This window comes from Chryseobacterium sp. MYb7 (genome assembly GCF_002979455.1).
Lineage (GTDB): Bacteria > Bacteroidota > Bacteroidia > Flavobacteriales > Weeksellaceae > Chryseobacterium.
In genome coordinates this window covers 16,908-35,806 of record NZ_PCOU01000003.1, presented here as the reverse complement: position 1 = coordinate 35,806, position 18,899 = coordinate 16,908, and the positions used below count along the sequence as shown (strand labels likewise).

Below are 18,899 nucleotides of genomic sequence, written 5' to 3'. Positions count from 1 at the left end.
TATCTTTTAAAAGTTTCTTTTTTCTTGTAAATGACATTCATTTATTGATATCATGTGTTTTTATTTTTATTTAATTGAAAATCAATGTAATGGCTGATATTTTGTTAGCTGGTTTTAATGAATTATAGCCATTATAAGGTATAGATTTATATATCAAATCTATAAATTTATAAATCTATATTTAAGTTTTTTTGTTCCTGATTATAACGGTGTATGTTTGCAATCGAAACGAGTAAACATGACACAAGCAAAATTCTACACTATTCTTCTTCTCTTTTTAATTTTAGGATTTTTTCATGCACAATCTTTGAAGTTAAAAATTGTAGATTCAGAAAGCGGTAATCCGGTTCCACACGCAAGAATTATTTTATCAAACACGGTGTTATATAGCAATGATGACGGTTTCATTTTGTTACCTGAAAATTCAAACAATTTGGAAGTTTCAGCCTCAGGTTATCAAACGGAAAAATTGGGCAATTATAATTCAATTATAAAATTAAAACCATTATATAAAGATATTGAAGAGGTTAAAATAATAAATGTTGATATCAAGAAGATCTTTTCAGATGTTTTAAAAAATTATGAGAAACGATATTATGATCAGCACTCTCTGTATGATATAATTTACAGAAAAAAAATAATAGCGATGATAGTTTAAGCTTTCTTCTGATAATCAATGGTAAACTTTGTTTAACAAAAAATATACAATTATGAAAACAAGGATTGATTCAGGATAGACAGCGTTATTTTGTCGCTTTGCAGATATACATTTGCAATACAGTAAAGAATAAAAACAAAAAAATATATCCAACATGATAGAGATTTAATGATTTTATATATTTACGCTTGGAAAAAATACAAATTTTTAATTTTATACATAAAATGAAAAACAAATTTATTTCGAGGTTACTTTCCTTAGTAACCATTATGGTCTTGTTATGTTCTTGTAGGAACGAACTCTTAACAGAGCAAGAAACTCATAACAACAGTAGTCAATTCAGACCAACATCTAAAACAATTAGTTTAGAACAAAGTAAACATAAATTAGTTCTTAAAACTGAATTAAAAAAAGCACAAGAGAATCTAACAGAAATCAAAACTAATGCATTTGGCAAGTCTGTCGATTATGCAAACGGAGTCTCCATTGACACAGACAACGTAACTTACATTGAATATGGTTCAAATTCTCATACCTATACATTTAATCTAGTTAGAGAAAATGCTCCTGAAAATGCTCCCGTTGAAAATTTAGTATTATCTTCACTACCTGATGGAACCTATAAAGAACTTTTAGTAACTTACAATTTTACACTACAGGAAAAAAAGGATTTACTTGCAGGAAAAGCTGTGAAAACTAAAGGTAAAGGTACAGCGATGGAACTTGCAAAAGGAACCTATGGAGGGGGAGTTTTTAATAGTATGGGAACTGTAGAATCTTGTTCTTATCAAACGGTAGATATGTATTTCTCTTGTTATGCAGGAGAACATACTGCAGATAATGAAAGTGAATGGGGAAATTGCAACTGGAAAGATAAAGGAGGATATCCAGCTCTACACATTACTACAGTTGCACTAGTCTGTACAGCAACTACAGCCTTGGGAGATGATGGTACTGGAGGCGGTGGTATCACTTCAGGAGACGGTGGCAATACTGGAGGTGGCGTTAATACTGGAGGTGGTGTAGGAGGCGGAAATAATACAGGAACTCCTACGATTCCAACTCTTAGTAGATTCTTTTTTTACGTTAAAAAACTTCCAGTAGATTTGAAGGCTATTATTAATGATACTGCAAATGCTGATTTTTATGACGGTTTTAAAACTTACTATGATGCTAACTATGGAAGTGCGGAAGCTGAAGAATTTATTACATGGGCATTGCAATTCAAACAAAATAATCCAACCATTTCTTGGCGTCAATTTGAGAACTGGTTTTTAACCAAGTCCGAAGGAGCTGACGGAGAACCTATTGATAACCTTGATGATGTTCTTAATACTATACACTACCAAAATAAGCAAATGCCAACATATTCTCAGTTTGTTGGAGCTTTTCCAAAATTGGATTATCCAGGCTATGCAGGTTACTTCAAGCAAATGCCAGCTTCTCAAATTTACCCTATGGTGGGTGGTAATCTTGAATATTTATATAATAGTTCAGGTCAGGATACTGGTCCATATAGAAACGCATGTACAGTAAGATTTTCATTAGCTATGAACAGATTAGGATTTTATATACCTAATAATTCACTTAGCAGGCAGGGTGCACGTGAAAATGGACAACCAAGATATTATTATTTACAAGCAAAAACGGCAGGAGATTTTATGTCAAAAACATTTGGAAATCCAACTCATATATTAGAGGGTACAGATGCTAATAATCCTGATAAAGTGGCAAAGTTTTTGGAAGGTAAAACTGGAATATATGTTATTGTTAATAATAATTCAACTACTGCTGGATATACAGGACATGTTGATTTAATCCAAAATGGACATATACCTGGGGGTGCAAATGCTACTAATGTTCCTGGTGGAATTAAATCAATCAGAATTTGGGAATTTAAACCTTAAAGTTAATTTAAAAATAAAAAAAAATGAAAAAGATATTTTTTATTCTTATCATCCTGACTTCTTGTGGAGTGCAATCTCAAGAAAATTATTTAGAGGAAAAGAAAGAAGCAATTCAACTGATTAAAAAATTAGATTCTTTATATTTAAAAAAGGATGAAACACTAAATTCTTTATTTGCAAATAATATTCAGTGCAGTATTTGTGAGATTGAAAATGGATATGATAATCAATACATAATAGAAAACAAAAAATTTGTCCAAAATAATCTTCAAGAAGTAATCAAGTTACTAGATTATAAATTATTGAAAAATTCTTATTCAACTTTTACTAAACAAGGAACTAATTTTGTTTTATCATATTCAACAGTCAACCCTAATAAAAAAACAGAATTTGAAGGAGCATCTGCTATAGTTACATTAAAAAAAGAAAATGGAAATTTAAAAATATCTTCTATAGAAACTATTCCATAAGACTTAATTACAAATTTCTTTTAAGATAATATAAAAGTCTTTAACCTAAATAAAAAATGATTGGTTCTACCATATACTGGTAAAGCCAATCATTTTGATTTCAAGACACTTTCAGGCACTTATACTGACACAATAATTCAGACTTAAAGCTTGGCGAAATACCCCTGAGAATAGCTCAAGAACAGTTCCTGAGCCATAGATTCCAGAACAGGAAACCAGCTCTGTGTAGTACAAAATACGTCCACATTTACCCACTATCAAAAAATGATCTGCTTTATTAACAAGTGCAAATTATTGATAAATTTATAACATTATGGAACAAACGATTAGTGAATTTAGCTTTAGTTTATTTGCAATACAAATTTTGGCATTAATTTTCATAATATTGCTGGGTTATTTTGTATATAAAATTTACAAGAAAATAAAATAATTCTAGGATGAATATGTAATAAGATTACAGTATCATTGGGTAATAAGTTTAGTGAATTTAAGTTTGGTAAATAACTTGAATTAGCCACAACTGTTCTGATAATTTAATGATTGGTTCTACCACAATATCAACAAGGTAAAGCCAATCATTGTTATTTTGAGGCTTTTTATTATTATCACTTTATAAATAGTATCCTTATAACATTTTTTATTCTATCCAAAAATACCCCACAGAATAAGTTCTCGTCTTTCCTGTCACAATTACTCTTTCATTTTTGTTCTCATAATAGAGCTGTCCAGAAGATCTTAGATTGATTGAACGCTTTTTTTACCAGATTAGAAAACTGTTAGGCTATCAGTTATAACAAATGATCTGCGACTAAAAAAATAGACGCTGGTTTCGAACATTATTTAAACTTATACTAAATTTTTTAAGTAATATTTTTTGTAAAATTGTAATCTAATTATAAGAAGTAAATGAATTTGAAATTATCCTTTATTTTGGTTCTTTTTTTTGTAACCATCAGTGCACAATCAAAAAATGATTTAAATTCTGAAGAGAAAGAATATATTTCAAAGTTTATATATCCTATAAAAACTTTTAATCCGGAAGAAGAGGATAATAGTGATTTGCTCATCTTAAACAAACTCATTGGAAATTCTAAAATAGTAGGATTGGGAGAATCTACTCACGGTTCGAGTGAAGTGTATCAAATGAAATACAGAATAAGTGAATATTTGATCGCTCACAAAAATTTCAATGTTTTTTCGCTCGAAGCCAATATGCCTGAAAGTTTTTTAATGAATCCCTATATTCAGGAAGGAAAAGGAGATCCAAAGAATATTCTAAAAGGAATGTATTTTTGGCTGTGGCAAACAGAAGAAACTTTAGCTTTTGTTGAATGGTTAAAAAAATACAATGAAAATCATAATTCAAAAGTTTTTTTTGATGGTTTCGATATGCAATATGCTAAAGGAGCGATAGATCAAATAAGAAAAACATCTCAGGAAAATCAGTTGCCCGAGCAAGAGATTGATGATATGGAAACCGCTTTAAAGGAAAATAACAGAGGCTTCAGAACGTATTCTAAAAAAAGTCAGAAAATTTTATCAGAGCATCTGGTTTTAATAAAAGAAAAAAGTACATCAATAAAAAATCCAGATGAAAAATTGCGCTTCCTGCAAAATGTAGATATTATTAGACAATATATCCTGCAAAATTTTATCAGGAGAGACAAATTCATGGCTGAGAATGTTAAATGGTTAAAGGAAAACCATTTGAATTCTAAAGTAATGGTCTCTGCTCATAATTATCACATTGCAAAATTAAATTCAGACAGAATGGGCTATTGGATCAATGAAATGTATGGTCAGGATTTTGTGAATTTTGGATTTGCCTTTTATGAAGGTACTTATTCTGCAAGCATTGATGGGAAGCTTGGTACCTATAATTCAGAAAAAGCTGGTCCAAAAACATTAGAATATAAGCTCAACTCACTCAACATTCCAATTTTTATTCTGGATCTGAAAGCCATCAAAAAAGATGGCAACAAACTTGGCCATTGGATATTGGATGATATTCTATTTCGCAAAACAGGGTCTGGTACAGATAAAAGTGAATTTACAAAAACCAAGGTTGCTAACTCTTTTGATTATTTGATATTCATCAATAAGTCAACAAATTCAAAGCTTTTAAATGGCAAATCAAAATAATTACATTCCAGTAATTATAAATAGACAAATTTTACTATGGTTTTTTATTTTTAATTTTTTTACAATTAAAAAAATCAACATTTAAGTTGTGTTTGTATTGATGATTTTAAGCTATGTCTTTGCCAGATTGAAAAAATTTATTTGATATTGGAAAGATAAGAATAAGCTGTTTTTATTATTTTTTTTGATGATAAAGATTTGGCTTGTTTTATGCTATATTCACCAAGTTAATTAAAAAAAAATGACAATATGAAAAAGAAGTTATTCACCTTATTAGCTTTTGGATTATTTGCAATAGCTATTAATGCTCAGGAAACTGTAAAACAGGAAGCAAAAAATGTAGGTAATGCCATTCAAAGAGGAGCGAAAGCAACAGGAAAAGGAGTGAAAGATGGTGCAGAATGGGTTGGAGATAAAACTCGAAAAGGGGCAAATGCTACAAAAAAAGGTGTTAAAAACAGCACAAAATGGGTTGGAAAAACGGCTGCCAAAGGTGCAAAAAGTGTGAAGAATGTTGCTGTAAAAGGAACAGATGCAGTTTCAGATGGTTATAAAGATGTAAAAGCAGATTTAAAAAAATAATTTTTCTGAAGAATAAAAAAGAAACGACTCTGGTAATAGAGTCGTTTTTTTGTTGACATGATTTGGATGAAAAAATATCACACAGTTTAATTTTTAGGTAATTATACGCATCTTTACATCAAAGATGTAAATTTAAAACAAAACAACAAAGACCAACTATTAAATTAGTAGGTCTTTTTTTATTAACAATTTTAAATTTAACAATTATGAAAATTATAAAAATGAAAAACTGGAATTTTAAAAATGACTTATTTGAATCAAAATCAATAAGACATTATGTTTTTCCTTAAATACCTAACTCAGCAAATTGAGTTTGTATTTCATCCATGAAGTATTGATTATCAAAATACTTTAATTGTAAGTGATTAAGATTTGGATTATTCATCATTATAAACATTCTTGTATTTGCCATACATGTTTGTACTAATCCAGTTAATGTTTCTACTTCTGCTCTTAAAGTATTTTTATCAGCTTGTTCTAATGCAAATGTGGTTATCGTTTTACAAAATAAATGTTGTTGTTGGTCTATAGGAAGTAATAATTCAAATCTAATTTCAAGAATTAAATTTCCTTCTCTCTCAATTGGGTTTAGTAAAAAACCATAATGTTGATGTTCAAGATTTTGTTCAATAATGTCATTGTTTAGGCATGCTACAGCAACGATTTTAATATCTCTCATAGTTGAAATTTTTGTCCAAATATAGTGAAAAAGGTATAATTTTTGTATTTTTGTAGGAATATTTATCGAACAAGAAAGCGTTAAGCTATTTTAATCTGGGTTCTGAAATCTGACAGTTTCTACACTTTGCCCCTAAAGATTAAGGTAACTGATGCTCACTCCATATGGTGTGGGTTATATGTTGCTATTTAATCATTGGGGCAGGTTTTGTCAGAACCTCAGAACAGGATTGAGTAGTCTACAAAGCCCACACTTTCTATTTTAAACATCAAAATATTTCTACTTTGGGTTTTGAGTGGATTAGCAAATTCACTTATGAAAAAAATTATCTTTTCACTATGTATGTTGATTGGAACTTTTTGTTTTTCTCAAACAGTAACAAAGAAGTATAATTCATATTCTAACAGATATGATTATTTCGATTCTTCATCAAACCTTATAGGTTATGAAAAATACAACAGTTACTCTGGACGATGGGAGTATTATAGTTTAAAAAGCCCCCAACAATCAAGGCAACCTTATCAGTATAAAGATCCTGAACAATTAGATATTTCTAATTTAGGTAATGCTGCAACAACTTTACAGAATAGATATAACGATAATCGAAGAAAAGCTCAAACTGTAATAGATGATATTGTCTATCAAATAAAATCCATGAATATATCAGATTCCAGAAAATCTAAGATATTAAATGCTTTTAATGAGACTGTTAATATGAATATACGAAGAATTTCTAATGGTGAGATTAATTGGCTTTATGATGTATCTAATATTATTATAAAAAATACAACTGAATAGATTATGTTTAACACCAATATAAAATCAGTATTTGAATTAACTCAAACCTTTTCAACAGAACAGGATTGCATTGATTATTTGGAGATGTTGAAATGGAACAAACTTCCAGTAAGTCCTTTTGATGAAACTTCAAAAGTATATAAGTGTAAGAATAATCAATATAGATGCAAGAATACGGGCAAGTATTTTAATGTTAAGACGGGAACAATGTTTGAGAACTCAAAAATAAGCCTTCGTAAATGGTTTATGGCTATTTGGTTTGTTACTTCTCATAAGAAAGGGATTAGTTCTATACAACTAGGAAAAGATATTGGAGTGAGACAGGCAACAGCATGGTTCATGCTCCAAAGAATTAGAGCGTGTTTTGGTATTGAGAATAATAATGAGCTTGAAGGTATTGTAGAATGTGATGAAACTTTTATTGGTGGTAAAAATAAGAACCGTCACAAAGATAAGAAGGTTCCACACTCACAAGGTAGAAGTTATAAAGATAAAGTTCCTATAATGGGGATGCTTCAACGTGGAGAGAGTGAAATAATTGAAAGACCACATAAAGTCATTCCAAACAAAACTGTCAGAGAAAAAGTAATTCACAAAACAAGTAAAATGAATGCTTTTGTAATGAATGATACCAAAAGAAAAAGTATTCAACCATTTATATACAGTTTTGTAAAGGCAGATACAAATCTAATGACTGATGAATGGTGGGCTTATAAAGGATTGGACAAAGATTATAATCATAAATTCATTGACCATTCCAAAAAAGAGTATGTAAGTTTGCAAGATAATAACATACACACAAACAATATTGAAGGCAGTTGGAAAATCTTGAAAAATTCGATTTCAGGAATGTACAATCACGTTTCAAAAAAGCATCTTCAAAAATATGTTGATGAATTTGTGTATAGATTTAACTTGAGAAAGGTCTCAGACCAAGAAAAATTCAGATATTTGTTGTTAAATTCAAATGTCAGAACTAAGTATAAAGAATTATGTCATTAGGTGAAGTGCTTAAAGAAAAAAATGTGAGATACATTACAAAAGATGGTGTAGATTATTTTTATGTTGAAGATATAGAGAAAAATTATGAATACTTTATGTTTAATGGTGGAGAAATAATTTACATAAATAATATTCCTTTAATTGATGGCAAATATGTAGTTAAATTAACGGAATTTGATTTAAATATGAGAAAGGTTTTAAATTTCAAACCTAAGAAGAAAGATAAGGAGAACTAATTTAGTTCTCTTTTTTATTTACAAACCACAATAAACAAACTGTGAAATTATGATAGAAAAATTAAGTATTAAAAAGAATGTATGGTACTTATCAGGACGGTTTTTTGGCATTACACGGTTCCTGACTTTCCCATACACTTTATTTTTTAAAATGTTTAGCAATTATTGGGAGGGAGAGTTTTGCGAACGTCCTTCCAATGTTCCTAGACCTAGACCACAAATATAACAAAAAAGAGGGAGTTTAATTAATCCCTCTTTTATTTTTAACAAGCTAGTGTAAACTGGCGTATAATTACCAATTTTTATAACCAACCACCAAGAACCATTTATTATAAATCTTAAAAATGAGACAGTAAAATGGTTTGGACAATATTAATCAGAATAAAAGAAATAAAAAATGTTCCAGCTAGCACAAATTAATGGGGTCCGAAAGATAGGATCCAACATAAAAGATCCGGTAATCAATGAATTTGTAAACCATTTGGATTCAGTATACTAATTGGCAGAGGAAAACGATGGATTTATCTGGAGATTAAAAGGCTTTGTGGTGGATTAAAAATAACGAATATCCAACTGCGGACGAGGCAATGAAATGGTTAGAATATTTGCAGCAAAATGAATATCTTCCTATGTATTTACTTTTCAGTCGGTTTTTCAAAAGCCGTAATTATACCGTATGGAGATCTTCAGTTAAGTAATGGAAATGAAATTTTAGATGATCTTTACTTTTACAATGCAGTAATGTTCTTTATCTGATGTTTTTATTTTATAAACGTTTTGCAATGAGCTGGTTAATAAAGCTATATTTGCAGGGTTTAGTATTTATCATTAAATGAAAGACAGATATATTTCTTTTCTGGCAATGGCCGGAATAATATCTTTACTAAGTTATACCTCTAATGACCCTACGGGATATACCGTGGATGAGCTTCGTACGCTATACAGCAGCGGAGACCAGAGCAAATGGCCGGCTCCTCACTTATTTGATGAAGCTAAAGAAGGGTTTCAGGATATCGGTCCTTTATCCGCAATGAATTTTCCTGAAGACAATCCCTATTCCGAAGGTAAAATGGAACTGGGAAAAATGTTATTTTTTGATCCGAGACTTTCCAAAAACGGACAGATCTCCTGTGCCAATTGCCATAATCCCGAAATAGGATGGTCAGACGGAAGCAGAGTTTCCTTTGGCCATAACAAAAAGACGGGAACCAGAAATGCACCTACTCTGGTAAACATTGGATATGCCAAAACATTCTTCTGGGACGGCCGTTCAGCCACTTTAGAAGAGCAGGTAAAAGCACCTATAGAAAATCCGGTAGAAATGAATCTTCATATGTCAATGGCGACGAGAAATATCAGAAAAATTAAAGACTACAAACCTTTCTTTGTAAAAGCTTTCGGAAATGGAGAAGTAACGGAAGATAAAATTACAAAAGCTATTGCAACATTTGAACGTTCTCTGATCAGCCCGCCATCAAAGTTTGATAAATTTGTTTCCGGTGAAAAAGATGCTCTGAATGATTCTGAAATCAATGGTCTTCATTTATTCCGAACTAAAGCGAATTGCATCAACTGTCACAATACTCCTTATTTTTCCGATCAGAAGTTTCATAATTTGGGACTCACTTACTATGGGAAAAAATATGAAGATCTGGGAAGATATGTGGTTACCAAAAAAAATGAAGATGTGGGAAAATTCAAAACTCCTACACTGAGAGAAGTTTCGGAGAACAAACCTTACATGCATAACGGCCTTTTCCCTGAACTGGCCAACACTGTGATGATGTACAATGCCGGAATGGGCAAGGAAATACCAAAAGCAGAACAGATGAATGATCCTAAATTTCCCCGCAAATCAGGAATGATAGAAAAACTAAACCTTACAGATGATGAAGTTTTTGATATCGTAGCATTTTTGAAAACACTGGGCAGCTACAAATACAAAATGCGTCCACCAGAATTACCGAAATCATAATCGTCATAGTAGAACTCTTCCAATCGGAAGAGTTTTTTATGTAAAAAGTAATCATTTCATTTTTGTCAGATTCCATAGCTATTTATTGACTTTAATAAGTGTAAATATTTTACGAGAATCATTTATTAATATTGAAACAAATATTTAAGTATTAATATTTTATGAAAATTGATTTATGAATTATGAGGAGTGGTTTTAATTTGTATATTTGATTTTTATTTAGAATAAATAAAAATATAGTTTTAAAAATAATTAATGATTACAATTTTATCCATCTAATCCACATTTTCACTAAAAAACTATGGAACAACAAAACAAAAGAGTCCTTACTCTGGATTTAATAAAAGGTATAAGCGTCATCGGAATGATCATTATCCATACCTTATTGGTGTATGCCAATGTAAAATCGCAATATGAAACAGCCATCGGTAGTTTTATTGTTTTTCTCGGAAGGGGAACTTCCATTTTCCTGATCTGTATGGGAATCACCTTCATGACCTCCAATCATCAAAGTCTTAAAAGTGCCCTAAAGCGAGGCATTTTATTGGTATTTGCAGGACTATTTATGAACTTCATGAAGTTTATGATCCCTGTGATTTTTAATTTTGCTCCCGATAATTTTATGCAAAAATACGGCTGGCATGCTCCAATTGAGCAGCAGTATGTATATCTGGTACAGCTGGGAGATATTTTACAGCTGGCAGGGATGTCTTTATTGTTCGTAGGGTTTATCAGAGAATATGTGAAAAATAAATATGTCATGTTAGCAATAGGCTTATTCGTTGCATTGATCTCCAGAGAAGTAAGCGGAATTAATCTGGATTATCCTGCGATCAATTATGTTCTGGATCTTCTTTTCAATACAGATTATCCGGCCTATGTTTATTTCCCTGTTTTCCCATGGGTGGCTTTTATTATCATCGGAATGTTTTTCGGGAAATGGTTTCAGGAATTGAATTACGATACAAAACAGATATTTAGAAAGATGCTGTATGTGGGACTTTTGTTCATTGCGATAGGGGCACCATTGGTTTTTCTGTATGGTGACTATAATTATAACGGTTTTTACCATATGGGGCCTGGCGGGGTTATTTATTTTGCAGGCTGGACGTTGTTCTTTTTATGGCTGATTAATACTATTACGGCCAACGTCAAAGAAAATGGCTTTATGCGTGTTCTGAAATACTGCAGTAAAAATTTAACCTCAATGTACATGATCCAATGGATTCTGATCTCATGGGGAAAAGGTATTTTCGGATACAGACAACACGAAATTGGCTACGTAGCTGTACTTATTGTCCTTTATATTATTCTCACATTTTCAGTGCAGACTCTGGTGGATCTTATAAGAAAGAAAAAAACTTTAATTGATTTCAGTCCTATATCTGCGGATAAAACGGCTTTAAAATAACTCCAATCCTATTTTTTTTAAATTATGATAAACCACAGTAAGTTTTTACTGTGGTTTTTTTGTAATGGGTTTAAAGAATTTCCACTTCCTCAGGCACTATAAAAAGAATGGTACAACCTTGTTCAGATTTCACAGAATGCTTGAAATTTGGTGGAGTATACAAATAATCTCCTTTTTCAAGCTGGGCTCCTGCAATAGTAGCATCACCTTCCATGATAAACAATTCCTCTCCCGCAGGATGATTGTGATAAGGATAGCTGGCTCCCGGTTCAAACTTTAAAAGAATGCTGGTAGAACGATTTTTTTCAGGATCAAATTTCAGAGATTTTACAAAAATTCCTGCATAATGAATTCCTTTTTCAATTAAAGGCTGCCATTCTTTTTGTTCTGTTTTTACGATGTAATCGTGGATGTTGGTGTTCATGATATATAAAATTTAATTGTTATTAATGTAGGAGCTGGTCTAAACTCCATGTGTAGCGGGGAAAAGTACTCAGAAGAAAAGCTCCCGCACTGAATACAAAGACCGAATAATCCAGAGACTCTTTAATTCCGAAAGAAAAACTCATAGCGGTTGCAAAAAATAAGGTGAGAACAGAGGCGCACCATGCAGTCCTTTTTACCTGAAAACCCAAAAGAAGCATTACTCCTATAGACAATTCAGCAGCAGTAGATAAGACTGCAATAGAAGATGCCCACGATTGTGGTAAAAATGAATTGGTTTCAACAGTATAGCGGACAAAATTTTTCCAGCCGGAAGATCGTGTTCCCCAAAGATTCAGTCTGCTTGCCACAGCAGATAAAAATCCGAAGGCTAAAGCAATTCTTAATAAAAAAATGGCGGCATCCTGTTGAGTTTTCATACGTATAATTTTTAGGTCTTAATTACAGTACAAAGTTCAGCGAAAGCCACCGTCTAAAGAATAGACAATTTCGGAAAAAGCATATAATATTTAAGAGGGAAGAGGGGAGCTGGAGGATGGGAGTTAATAAGAGGCTGCTGATTTCTTCTTTCAGATTTCCTTTACAGCCTTTTGATAATCTTTAGGAGAACGTGACGTATGTTTTTTAAAGAAATTTGAAAAATAGAAAGGATCATTAAACCCAAGCTGATAAGCGATTTCCTTTACGGTAAGCTTTTCATAAAGTAAAAGTCTCTTGGCTTCAGAAATAGTAAGGCTGTAGATCACATTCTGAGCGGTTTTGTTGGTATGGAGCTTTGAGACCTCATTCAGTTTTGCTTCAGTGGTTCCAAGGATATCAGCAAAATGAGAGACCTGATAATTGTTTTTAAAATGATCCCTTACACTTTCAAGGAATCTTAGGAATAAAGCGTCCGGTTTCCAGATTTCATCACCATTGGCAATTTTACTGCGGTTGATTTCCACCAACAGCAGTTCAACCAGAGAATGTGTAGAAATCAGGTACTGGTAAGGCTGTTCCTGAATTTCTTTTTCTATGGTGTTCAATGTTTCGGAGAAAAATACAGGATTTTGTATCTTAATCATTTCATTCATTCCAAAATGACAAAAAAGCCCATTGTGAAAGATAAGCTCAATATCACTGTCGCTTTTACAGAAAAAATCCAATGTGAATTCCAATGCAGTAAGTTCTCCTTCCACCGATTTTAATTGATGAAACTGTCCTGAAGTAATGGTAACAACCTGACTGGTTTTCAGAATGAAAATATTTTCGTCAATCAGAATTTCAGCACTTCCATGATGACACCAGAATAAAGTATATCTGATGACTCTTCTTGGCTCAGGATGCCCTGACTGATTAGAGTATTTTTTTATTTCGATCATGGTGTGGAGCTGTTAGAGGTTTATATATTTTTTTTACAATATAAAAGGAGTACTTTATGATAAACTAAATTACAAAATGTTTAACTAAATTGATTAATCCATGAAGTTATATTGTTAGAGAAAATACCTAAATTCGTGTAGATTTAAAATAAAAATTCAGAATGAAATACTCTAAAATTATTGTTATTGTTACCCTTTTGTTGTTTCAGTTGGGAGCAGCGCAGGAAAAAGCAGATGTTGTATTAAATAAAGCTTTCACGGAAGCTAAAGCAGGTAAGAAAAATGTTTTGTTGGTATTCCATGCTTCATGGTGCAAATGGTGCAAGATGATGGAAAAGAATATGGATCTTCCTGAAACCAAACCCATTTTTGATAAAAGATTTGTAACAGCTTATCTGGACGTTCAGGAAAGAGGAGATAAGAAAAGCCTTGAAAATCCCGGCGGACAAGAGCTGATGAATAAATATAAAGGCGAAAATGCCGGACTTCCGTTCTGGCTGATCCTAAGCCCGAAAGGAGAAGTATTGGCAGATTCTTTTGATGCTAAAGGAGAAAACCTGGGATCTCCGGCAACACCGGAAGAGGTTACCTCTTTCATTGCCAAGCTGGAAAAAGCTTCAAAACTCAGTAATGAAGAATCACAGACTATACAAAAGATATTTGTGACGAAATAGGATAATACAAAAAATGAAAATCCCTCAAATGAATCTATTTGAGGGATTTTTTATATGTTGATCAGTCAACTACAACTTTTTATAATAATATTCAATATTACTCCATAAAACCTGATCTTCAGATTTTGTCATATCAGATGGAGTGATAAAAAGAATTCCAAACATATTGCTATATTGGGTAGTACCGAAAGATACACTCTGAACAACTGTTAATCCATTACCGTTACCTCTTGATTCACGTTTCATATACTGTAATGTTCTTTTCAAAGTAAAAGTGGATTTTTCTTTATTGAAATCACCAATGTAAGTTGGTTTATTCGTGTTATTATCATTGATTAATACAGAGTCATTGATGATTTTAACACTGTACGTTGCATCAGCTGAATTTCCGGCTATAAGTTGTATAGAGTTGTCTTTCAGATTAAGAATTATTTTCTTCCATGCCGGATCTTTATACAGGCTCCAGTAATTGCTTAAGATGGATTCCTGAGGATTGGACTTCTCGCCAAATGCTCCTCTGTAAAGAATAGTTTCATTTACAGTATAGCTTTTAAATTCAAATTGATACATTTCTTTATCAATCGGTCTCGGATCATCATGGGGATTGTCATTATTTTCACAGGAGATTAATGACAACGCCATCATCAAGGCATAAAAAGTGTATTTCATGGGTACATTTTTACAAAAGTAAGGGTTTCACAGATATTGGTGAAATAAAATAGAACGGAAGTTGTATTTAATGGAGTGAAAAGTGAAAAAAAATAAGGCGAAAGGGTAAAAAATTAAATTTACCATTTCGCCTTTATGCTTTAATTTATTTCCCAAAATAGATCTGATCCTGCTTCTGCTGCTCATTATAAATGATCTGGAAGCTGACAGGCATATATTGATAAAGGAGTTTCCAATGTTGGATTTTTGCGTGCTTTTTGAAGCTTTCGAAAGATCTTACGAACATGTTTTCAATCATGTCTCTTACATAAGAATTCCCATTTCTGTAAAGCCAGTCCATCAGCTTAATATGATGGGCTATAATACTGATTTTAGACTCCTGTAACAGGTTCTTTAAATAATTTACGGTTGCCTGCATAATTCCTGCAAAATTGTCCTGAACAGACAACTGTATGATTTCATTACGAAGTGGCGGATAGAAAAATTTTAAGTACTCAACAGCTAATTTTTGATTAATAGTTTGCATTTGTTCTTTCATCATAATTAATAATTTTTCAAACACTTATTAATGCAGCGAAATGTATACCAAAATTTATAAACATGCCGCAAAAATAAATACACCTACAATCACAGCGATGTGAGTGAGTAGTATCTCTGCATTGTGTCTGTTAGTCGTGGTTTTCCAGGTTTTCCAGTCTGAAATTCTTCTTATTTTATTTTTCATAATCTATTGATTGTGAGTTATTTTGATTTTTGTTTAATTTAAACACTTTGTAATAAAACGGCTTAATAATGTAACAAAACCTTTATATACCGTGGCTGTAAATTTGTCTCGAATATACTTTTTGCAGGTTGGTAGAAATATGGCTGAAAATCACTTTTCTGTATTCCTCACTGCAGAAAGCGGTACAATTGTCCAGAGAATAGATAAAAGTAGTCTCAATAGCATTCTTTAATACCGTATCTCCGTCAGTGTATATTTTGTCCATTTTCTGTAAACTTCTGAACAGCAGATTTCTGTCATTCTGGCGAATCATATTTTTTATACGTTCCGTAAAAGTCCGGATGATGCTGTATGAGTTTTGGATTTTAATTTCTTTTACTTCCTTTTCAAAGTCGGGAACCACGTCTGTGATTTCCTTTACGGCTTGCAGATAATTCATAATATTATATTTTAATTGTGATTGAGTTCCAGCAATTTGATGATGGCACCAAAGATGAAAATGGTTAAAAAAGCGAAAAAGAGCAGATGGTAAGGTTTCAGCCACTTTGGAGTTTCTGGTCCTTTGCTTTTTAACCTTCTGAGCTTGTCTATTCTGTTTAATGTTTTTAAGTCCATTTTTCTATGTTTTCAAATGATGATGCCAATGATATTCCGTTGAAAATGAAATTTATTTAATAAACTGAAATACAATTAATTGTGATTTTAATATCTTGTTTTTTAAACAAAAAAACATGTCAAAATGATAAGGTTTTTATCAAATTGAAAATAAAAGAGAAAATTATTGCTGTCCCTCTATTACAAAAGAGCGGCGGAGAATTCCCCTCCTTCAAAGATCAAATAATTTGGTTTTTGTCATTGACTATGTCGAATCTTCGATTTCTGATGAAGGAAGAATCTTATTGAAATTCAATTCTATGAGATTCTTCACTACATTTCATTTCATTCAGAATGACAGAGGATGGTCAAAAATAATGTAGTACAAAATGACATTTTTTAAGTTTCGCAGAAAGAATAAGAATGAATATCTTTGCAGTCCAAATATTCAGAAAAATGTTTTCAAAAATAATAGTACACAGAGTCGGAAATAAGATCAACGGGGATTCCCTGACGATTTCACAGGAGGAATTGAAACTGGAAGAAGGAATGGCAGAAATGCTTGAAGATTACTTTTTAGGTTCCTTTAAGTCGGAAGAAACGTTCCATTTTTACAGTGACACTTACCTGGTAAATAATCCGGTTTACAGTGCAGTATCAGAAATTTTTGATGATAAAGCTAAATTTATCTGGGAATCTGAGAACATTGCAAAACACCTTTTTGAAGCGGCTGAAAACCCAAGAGTTCAGAGTGGAGAACTTTTCATTGTTCTTTTTGAAGATGAAAGTGACCGCCCGGATAAAGTAGACAAAATCGGGATCTTTAAAACAGAGAAGAGAGAATCTTTCCTGAAAATTAATCCTTCCGAAGAAACTTTTGATATTGAAAAAGATCAGGGAATTGGCTTATCTAAAATTGATAAAGCTGCTTTGATTTACAACAACAATAAAGAAACCGGATATGTACTTTCTGTAGTTGACAACAACAAAAATGGAGATATGTATTACTGGTTCGAAGATTTTCTGAAAGTAAAACAGCGTGATGATGAATATTTCCACACGCAGGAAGCTTTGATGGTCTATAAAGATTATATCACAAAGCAACTTCCTCAGGAATTTGAAGTTTCCAAGGCAGATCAGGCAGACTTCCTGAATAAATCTATCAATTTCTTCAAAGAAAAAGAAGAATTTAAACTGGACGAATTTGCCAATGAAGTACTGGGAGACGAACATGTAATTGAAAGTTTTGTAAACTTTAAAACAGACTACGAACAGGACATGCAGGTAAATATCGCTGAAGAATTTCCCATCAGTGAAGCAGCGGTAAAAAAGACACAGAGACACTTTAAAAGTATTATTAAATTAGATAAAAACTTCCACATCTACATCCACGGAGACAGACAAAAACTGGAAATGGGTGAGGATGATAAAGGAAAATACTACAGACTGTATTTCGAGAAAGAGGTGTAAAAAGAAGTCGGCCATTCCATAATAATATCATAACTTTATCAGACCACACAAAATAACAGTTATGAAATTCATGATCATTTTCTGGGCCGTCTACATCCTTTTTTTCTGTATACCTTTTCCGATATTCATTTATATGATGACTTCGGAAGAAACAGCAGAACCGAGAAATTCATTAGCCGTGAGCTATGGATATCTCGGTTTTTCTTTTGTAGTATGGGGCTACATTCTTGTTTACTTTGTTCATAATCTTTTTATTAAAACATTTAAAGAAAGAAGCACCATTCAATCAATTTTGCAAAATGGTGTTCCAAGAGAGGCCAAAATTATTGACTACAAGCTTCTGAAATATGATACAAAGTCTAATATCAACATCATTGAGATTGTTCTTTCTTTTGCTAATCTGAGGAATGTCCAGATCGAACACAAGATGATGTTTCATGATATAAAGCCTCTGGAAAAAAGATTTGATACAGGAAATACCGTTACAGTTTTACTCAATCCCAATCCTTCAAAAAATCCTTATTTTATTCTGGCCGGTCAGCAGACCCAGTTTAACTCTTCGGGAATGATTCTGAGATTTATATTCATAGTGTTGATGATCGCTTATGTGATGGGGCTGTATTATTATTTCTATACCAAAGAATCTTATGATTTTGGGTGGAGGTTTCTCACCTTTATGCACCCGATTATTTTCAGCGGTGTGATGATTCTTATTTTCGTATTGATTTTCCAGTTTATTTTTGGAAAGTTTTTCAAGAATGAAAAAGAAGAACGCCTAATGTTTATGGGACGAAATGCTAAAGCCAATATCATCAGTGTAAGCCAGACTGGACTTACGGTAAATGATCAACCCCAAATCATGTTTCAGGTAAGTTTCAAAGATTTCAGAGGAACGGAACATATCACTGTTTACAAGAAAATTGTCAGCCTTTTGAATCTCTCTTCTGTACCGAAACAAGGAACCGTTGAAATTATATATGATGAAAATGATCCGAAGAAAATTATTATTCCTAAAGGTATTTAGAGTAGAAAAACTAAAATGAGAAAGGAAAAAAATGCTAAATTACTTTTGCCTTATTCATTATCTTTGCTTCCTTAGCCTA

The 18,899-nt window shown here is 32.0% G+C and carries 22 protein-coding genes; 13 read left to right on the top strand and 9 right to left on the bottom strand.

The window, feature by feature from the left end:
* Nucleotides 1-238: 238 nt before the first annotated feature.
* From CQ046_RS03645 to CQ046_RS03625, 5 genes are all read left to right on the top strand, one after another.
* Nucleotides 239-658, top strand: a complete 420-nt coding sequence (locus CQ046_RS03645) for a carboxypeptidase-like regulatory domain-containing protein (RefSeq protein ID WP_105700970.1) — start codon at nt 239-241, stop codon at nt 656-658.
* A 224-nt stretch (nt 659-882) separates the two neighbouring features.
* Nucleotides 883-2,565: a T6SS effector amidase Tae4 family protein gene (locus CQ046_RS03640; protein WP_105700969.1), complete on the top strand. Its 1,683-nt coding sequence runs from the start codon at nt 883-885 to the stop codon at nt 2,563-2,565.
* A gap of 23 nt (nt 2,566-2,588) precedes the next feature.
* Nucleotides 2,589-3,035 (top strand): hypothetical protein, encoded by a 447-nt coding sequence (locus CQ046_RS03635; protein WP_105700968.1) that lies wholly within the window; start codon nt 2,589-2,591, stop codon nt 3,033-3,035.
* A 906-nt stretch (nt 3,036-3,941) separates the two neighbouring features.
* Nucleotides 3,942-5,177 (top strand): erythromycin esterase family protein, encoded by a 1,236-nt coding sequence (locus CQ046_RS03630; protein WP_105700967.1) that lies wholly within the window; start codon nt 3,942-3,944, stop codon nt 5,175-5,177.
* Nucleotides 5,178-5,426: 249 nt separating this feature from the next.
* A complete protein-coding gene (locus tag CQ046_RS03625) occupies nt 5,427-5,759 on the top strand; it encodes a hypothetical protein (RefSeq protein ID WP_105700966.1) in 333 nt (110 codons plus the stop codon).
* 286 nt (nt 5,760-6,045) lie between these two features.
* Here CQ046_RS03625 and CQ046_RS03620 read toward each other — a convergent pair whose 3' ends face one another.
* Nucleotides 6,046-6,438 carry a hypothetical protein gene (locus CQ046_RS03620; protein ID WP_105700965.1) on the bottom strand — a complete coding sequence of 131 codons (393 nt, stop codon included), beginning with the start codon at nt 6,436-6,438 and terminating at the stop codon, nt 6,046-6,048.
* Nucleotides 6,439-6,753: 315 nt separating this feature from the next.
* Between CQ046_RS03620 and CQ046_RS03615 the strand changes: the two genes are divergently transcribed.
* The 5 genes from CQ046_RS03615 (at nt 6,754) to CQ046_RS03590 (ending at nt 11,860) form a co-directional block, all read left to right on the top strand.
* Nucleotides 6,754-7,236: a hypothetical protein gene (locus CQ046_RS03615; protein WP_105700964.1), complete on the top strand. Its 483-nt coding sequence runs from the start codon at nt 6,754-6,756 to the stop codon at nt 7,234-7,236.
* A 3-nt stretch (nt 7,237-7,239) separates the two neighbouring features.
* Nucleotides 7,240-8,238, top strand: coding sequence for an IS1595 family transposase (locus tag CQ046_RS03610; protein ID WP_105700963.1), 999 nt, complete (start codon nt 7,240-7,242; stop codon nt 8,236-8,238).
* Nucleotides 8,229-8,474, top strand: a complete 246-nt coding sequence (locus CQ046_RS03605) for a hypothetical protein (RefSeq protein WP_105700962.1) — start codon at nt 8,229-8,231, stop codon at nt 8,472-8,474. Before CQ046_RS03610 ends, CQ046_RS03605 begins: the two co-directional genes overlap by 10 nt.
* An 832-nt stretch (nt 8,475-9,306) precedes the next feature.
* Nucleotides 9,307-10,449: a cytochrome-c peroxidase gene (locus CQ046_RS03595; RefSeq protein WP_105700961.1), complete on the top strand. Its 1,143-nt coding sequence runs from the start codon at nt 9,307-9,309 to the stop codon at nt 10,447-10,449.
* A 301-nt stretch (nt 10,450-10,750) separates the two neighbouring features.
* Nucleotides 10,751-11,860 carry a heparan-alpha-glucosaminide N-acetyltransferase domain-containing protein gene (locus CQ046_RS03590; RefSeq protein WP_105700960.1) on the top strand — a complete coding sequence of 370 codons (1,110 nt, stop codon included), beginning with the start codon at nt 10,751-10,753 and terminating at the stop codon, nt 11,858-11,860.
* A 70-nt stretch (nt 11,861-11,930) separates the two neighbouring features.
* On the opposite strand, the gene CQ046_RS03585 is transcribed toward CQ046_RS03590, so the two are convergent.
* The 3 genes from CQ046_RS03585 to CQ046_RS03575 form a co-directional block, all read right to left on the bottom strand.
* On the bottom strand, nt 11,931-12,284 hold the full coding sequence (locus CQ046_RS03585; RefSeq protein ID WP_105700959.1) for a cupin domain-containing protein: 354 nt from the start codon (nt 12,282-12,284) through the stop codon (nt 11,931-11,933).
* Nucleotides 12,285-12,306: 22 nt separating this feature from the next.
* Nucleotides 12,307-12,723, bottom strand: a complete 417-nt coding sequence (locus CQ046_RS03580; RefSeq protein WP_105700958.1) for a DoxX family membrane protein — start codon at nt 12,721-12,723, stop codon at nt 12,307-12,309.
* Between the two features lie 150 nt (nt 12,724-12,873).
* Nucleotides 12,874-13,665: a helix-turn-helix domain-containing protein gene (locus CQ046_RS03575; RefSeq protein ID WP_105700957.1), complete on the bottom strand. Its 792-nt coding sequence runs from the start codon at nt 13,663-13,665 to the stop codon at nt 12,874-12,876.
* Nucleotides 13,666-13,826: 161 nt separating this feature from the next.
* On the opposite strand from CQ046_RS03575, the gene CQ046_RS03570 reads away from it, so the two are divergent.
* Nucleotides 13,827-14,339 carry a thioredoxin family protein gene (locus CQ046_RS03570; protein ID WP_105700956.1) on the top strand — a complete coding sequence of 171 codons (513 nt, stop codon included), beginning with the start codon at nt 13,827-13,829 and terminating at the stop codon, nt 14,337-14,339.
* A gap of 69 nt (nt 14,340-14,408) precedes the next feature.
* Here the strand turns inward: CQ046_RS03570 and CQ046_RS03565 are convergent, their stop codons facing one another.
* The 5 genes from CQ046_RS03565 to CQ046_RS03550 form a co-directional block, all read right to left on the bottom strand.
* The gene (locus tag CQ046_RS03565) at nt 14,409-15,008 is read right to left on the bottom strand and encodes a hypothetical protein (RefSeq protein ID WP_105700955.1); all 600 of its coding nucleotides are present in this window, start codon (nt 15,006-15,008) and stop codon (nt 14,409-14,411) included.
* Nucleotides 15,009-15,153: 145 nt separating this feature from the next.
* Nucleotides 15,154-15,549, bottom strand: a complete 396-nt coding sequence (locus CQ046_RS03560; protein ID WP_105700954.1) for a hypothetical protein — start codon at nt 15,547-15,549, stop codon at nt 15,154-15,156.
* A 51-nt stretch (nt 15,550-15,600) separates the two neighbouring features.
* Nucleotides 15,601-15,732 carry a hypothetical protein gene (locus tag CQ046_RS23965; protein ID WP_262486817.1) on the bottom strand — a complete coding sequence of 44 codons (132 nt, stop codon included), beginning with the start codon at nt 15,730-15,732 and terminating at the stop codon, nt 15,601-15,603.
* A gap of 82 nt (nt 15,733-15,814) precedes the next feature.
* Nucleotides 15,815-16,171, bottom strand: a complete 357-nt coding sequence (locus CQ046_RS03555) for a hypothetical protein (protein WP_105700953.1) — start codon at nt 16,169-16,171, stop codon at nt 15,815-15,817.
* Nucleotides 16,172-16,182: 11 nt separating this feature from the next.
* Entirely contained in the window at nt 16,183-16,347 is a 165-nt protein-coding gene (locus CQ046_RS03550; RefSeq protein WP_228406872.1) for a hypothetical protein, read from the bottom strand.
* Nucleotides 16,348-16,782: 435 nt separating this feature from the next.
* Between CQ046_RS03550 and CQ046_RS03545 the strand changes: the two genes are divergently transcribed.
* The gene (locus CQ046_RS03545; RefSeq protein ID WP_105700952.1) at nt 16,783-17,796 is read left to right on the top strand and encodes a nucleoid-associated protein; all 1,014 of its coding nucleotides are present in this window, start codon (nt 16,783-16,785) and stop codon (nt 17,794-17,796) included.
* Between the two features lie 61 nt (nt 17,797-17,857).
* Nucleotides 17,858-18,820: a hypothetical protein gene (locus CQ046_RS03540; RefSeq protein WP_105700951.1), complete on the top strand. Its 963-nt coding sequence runs from the start codon at nt 17,858-17,860 to the stop codon at nt 18,818-18,820.
* The last annotated feature ends 79 nt before the right edge of the window (nt 18,821-18,899 follow it).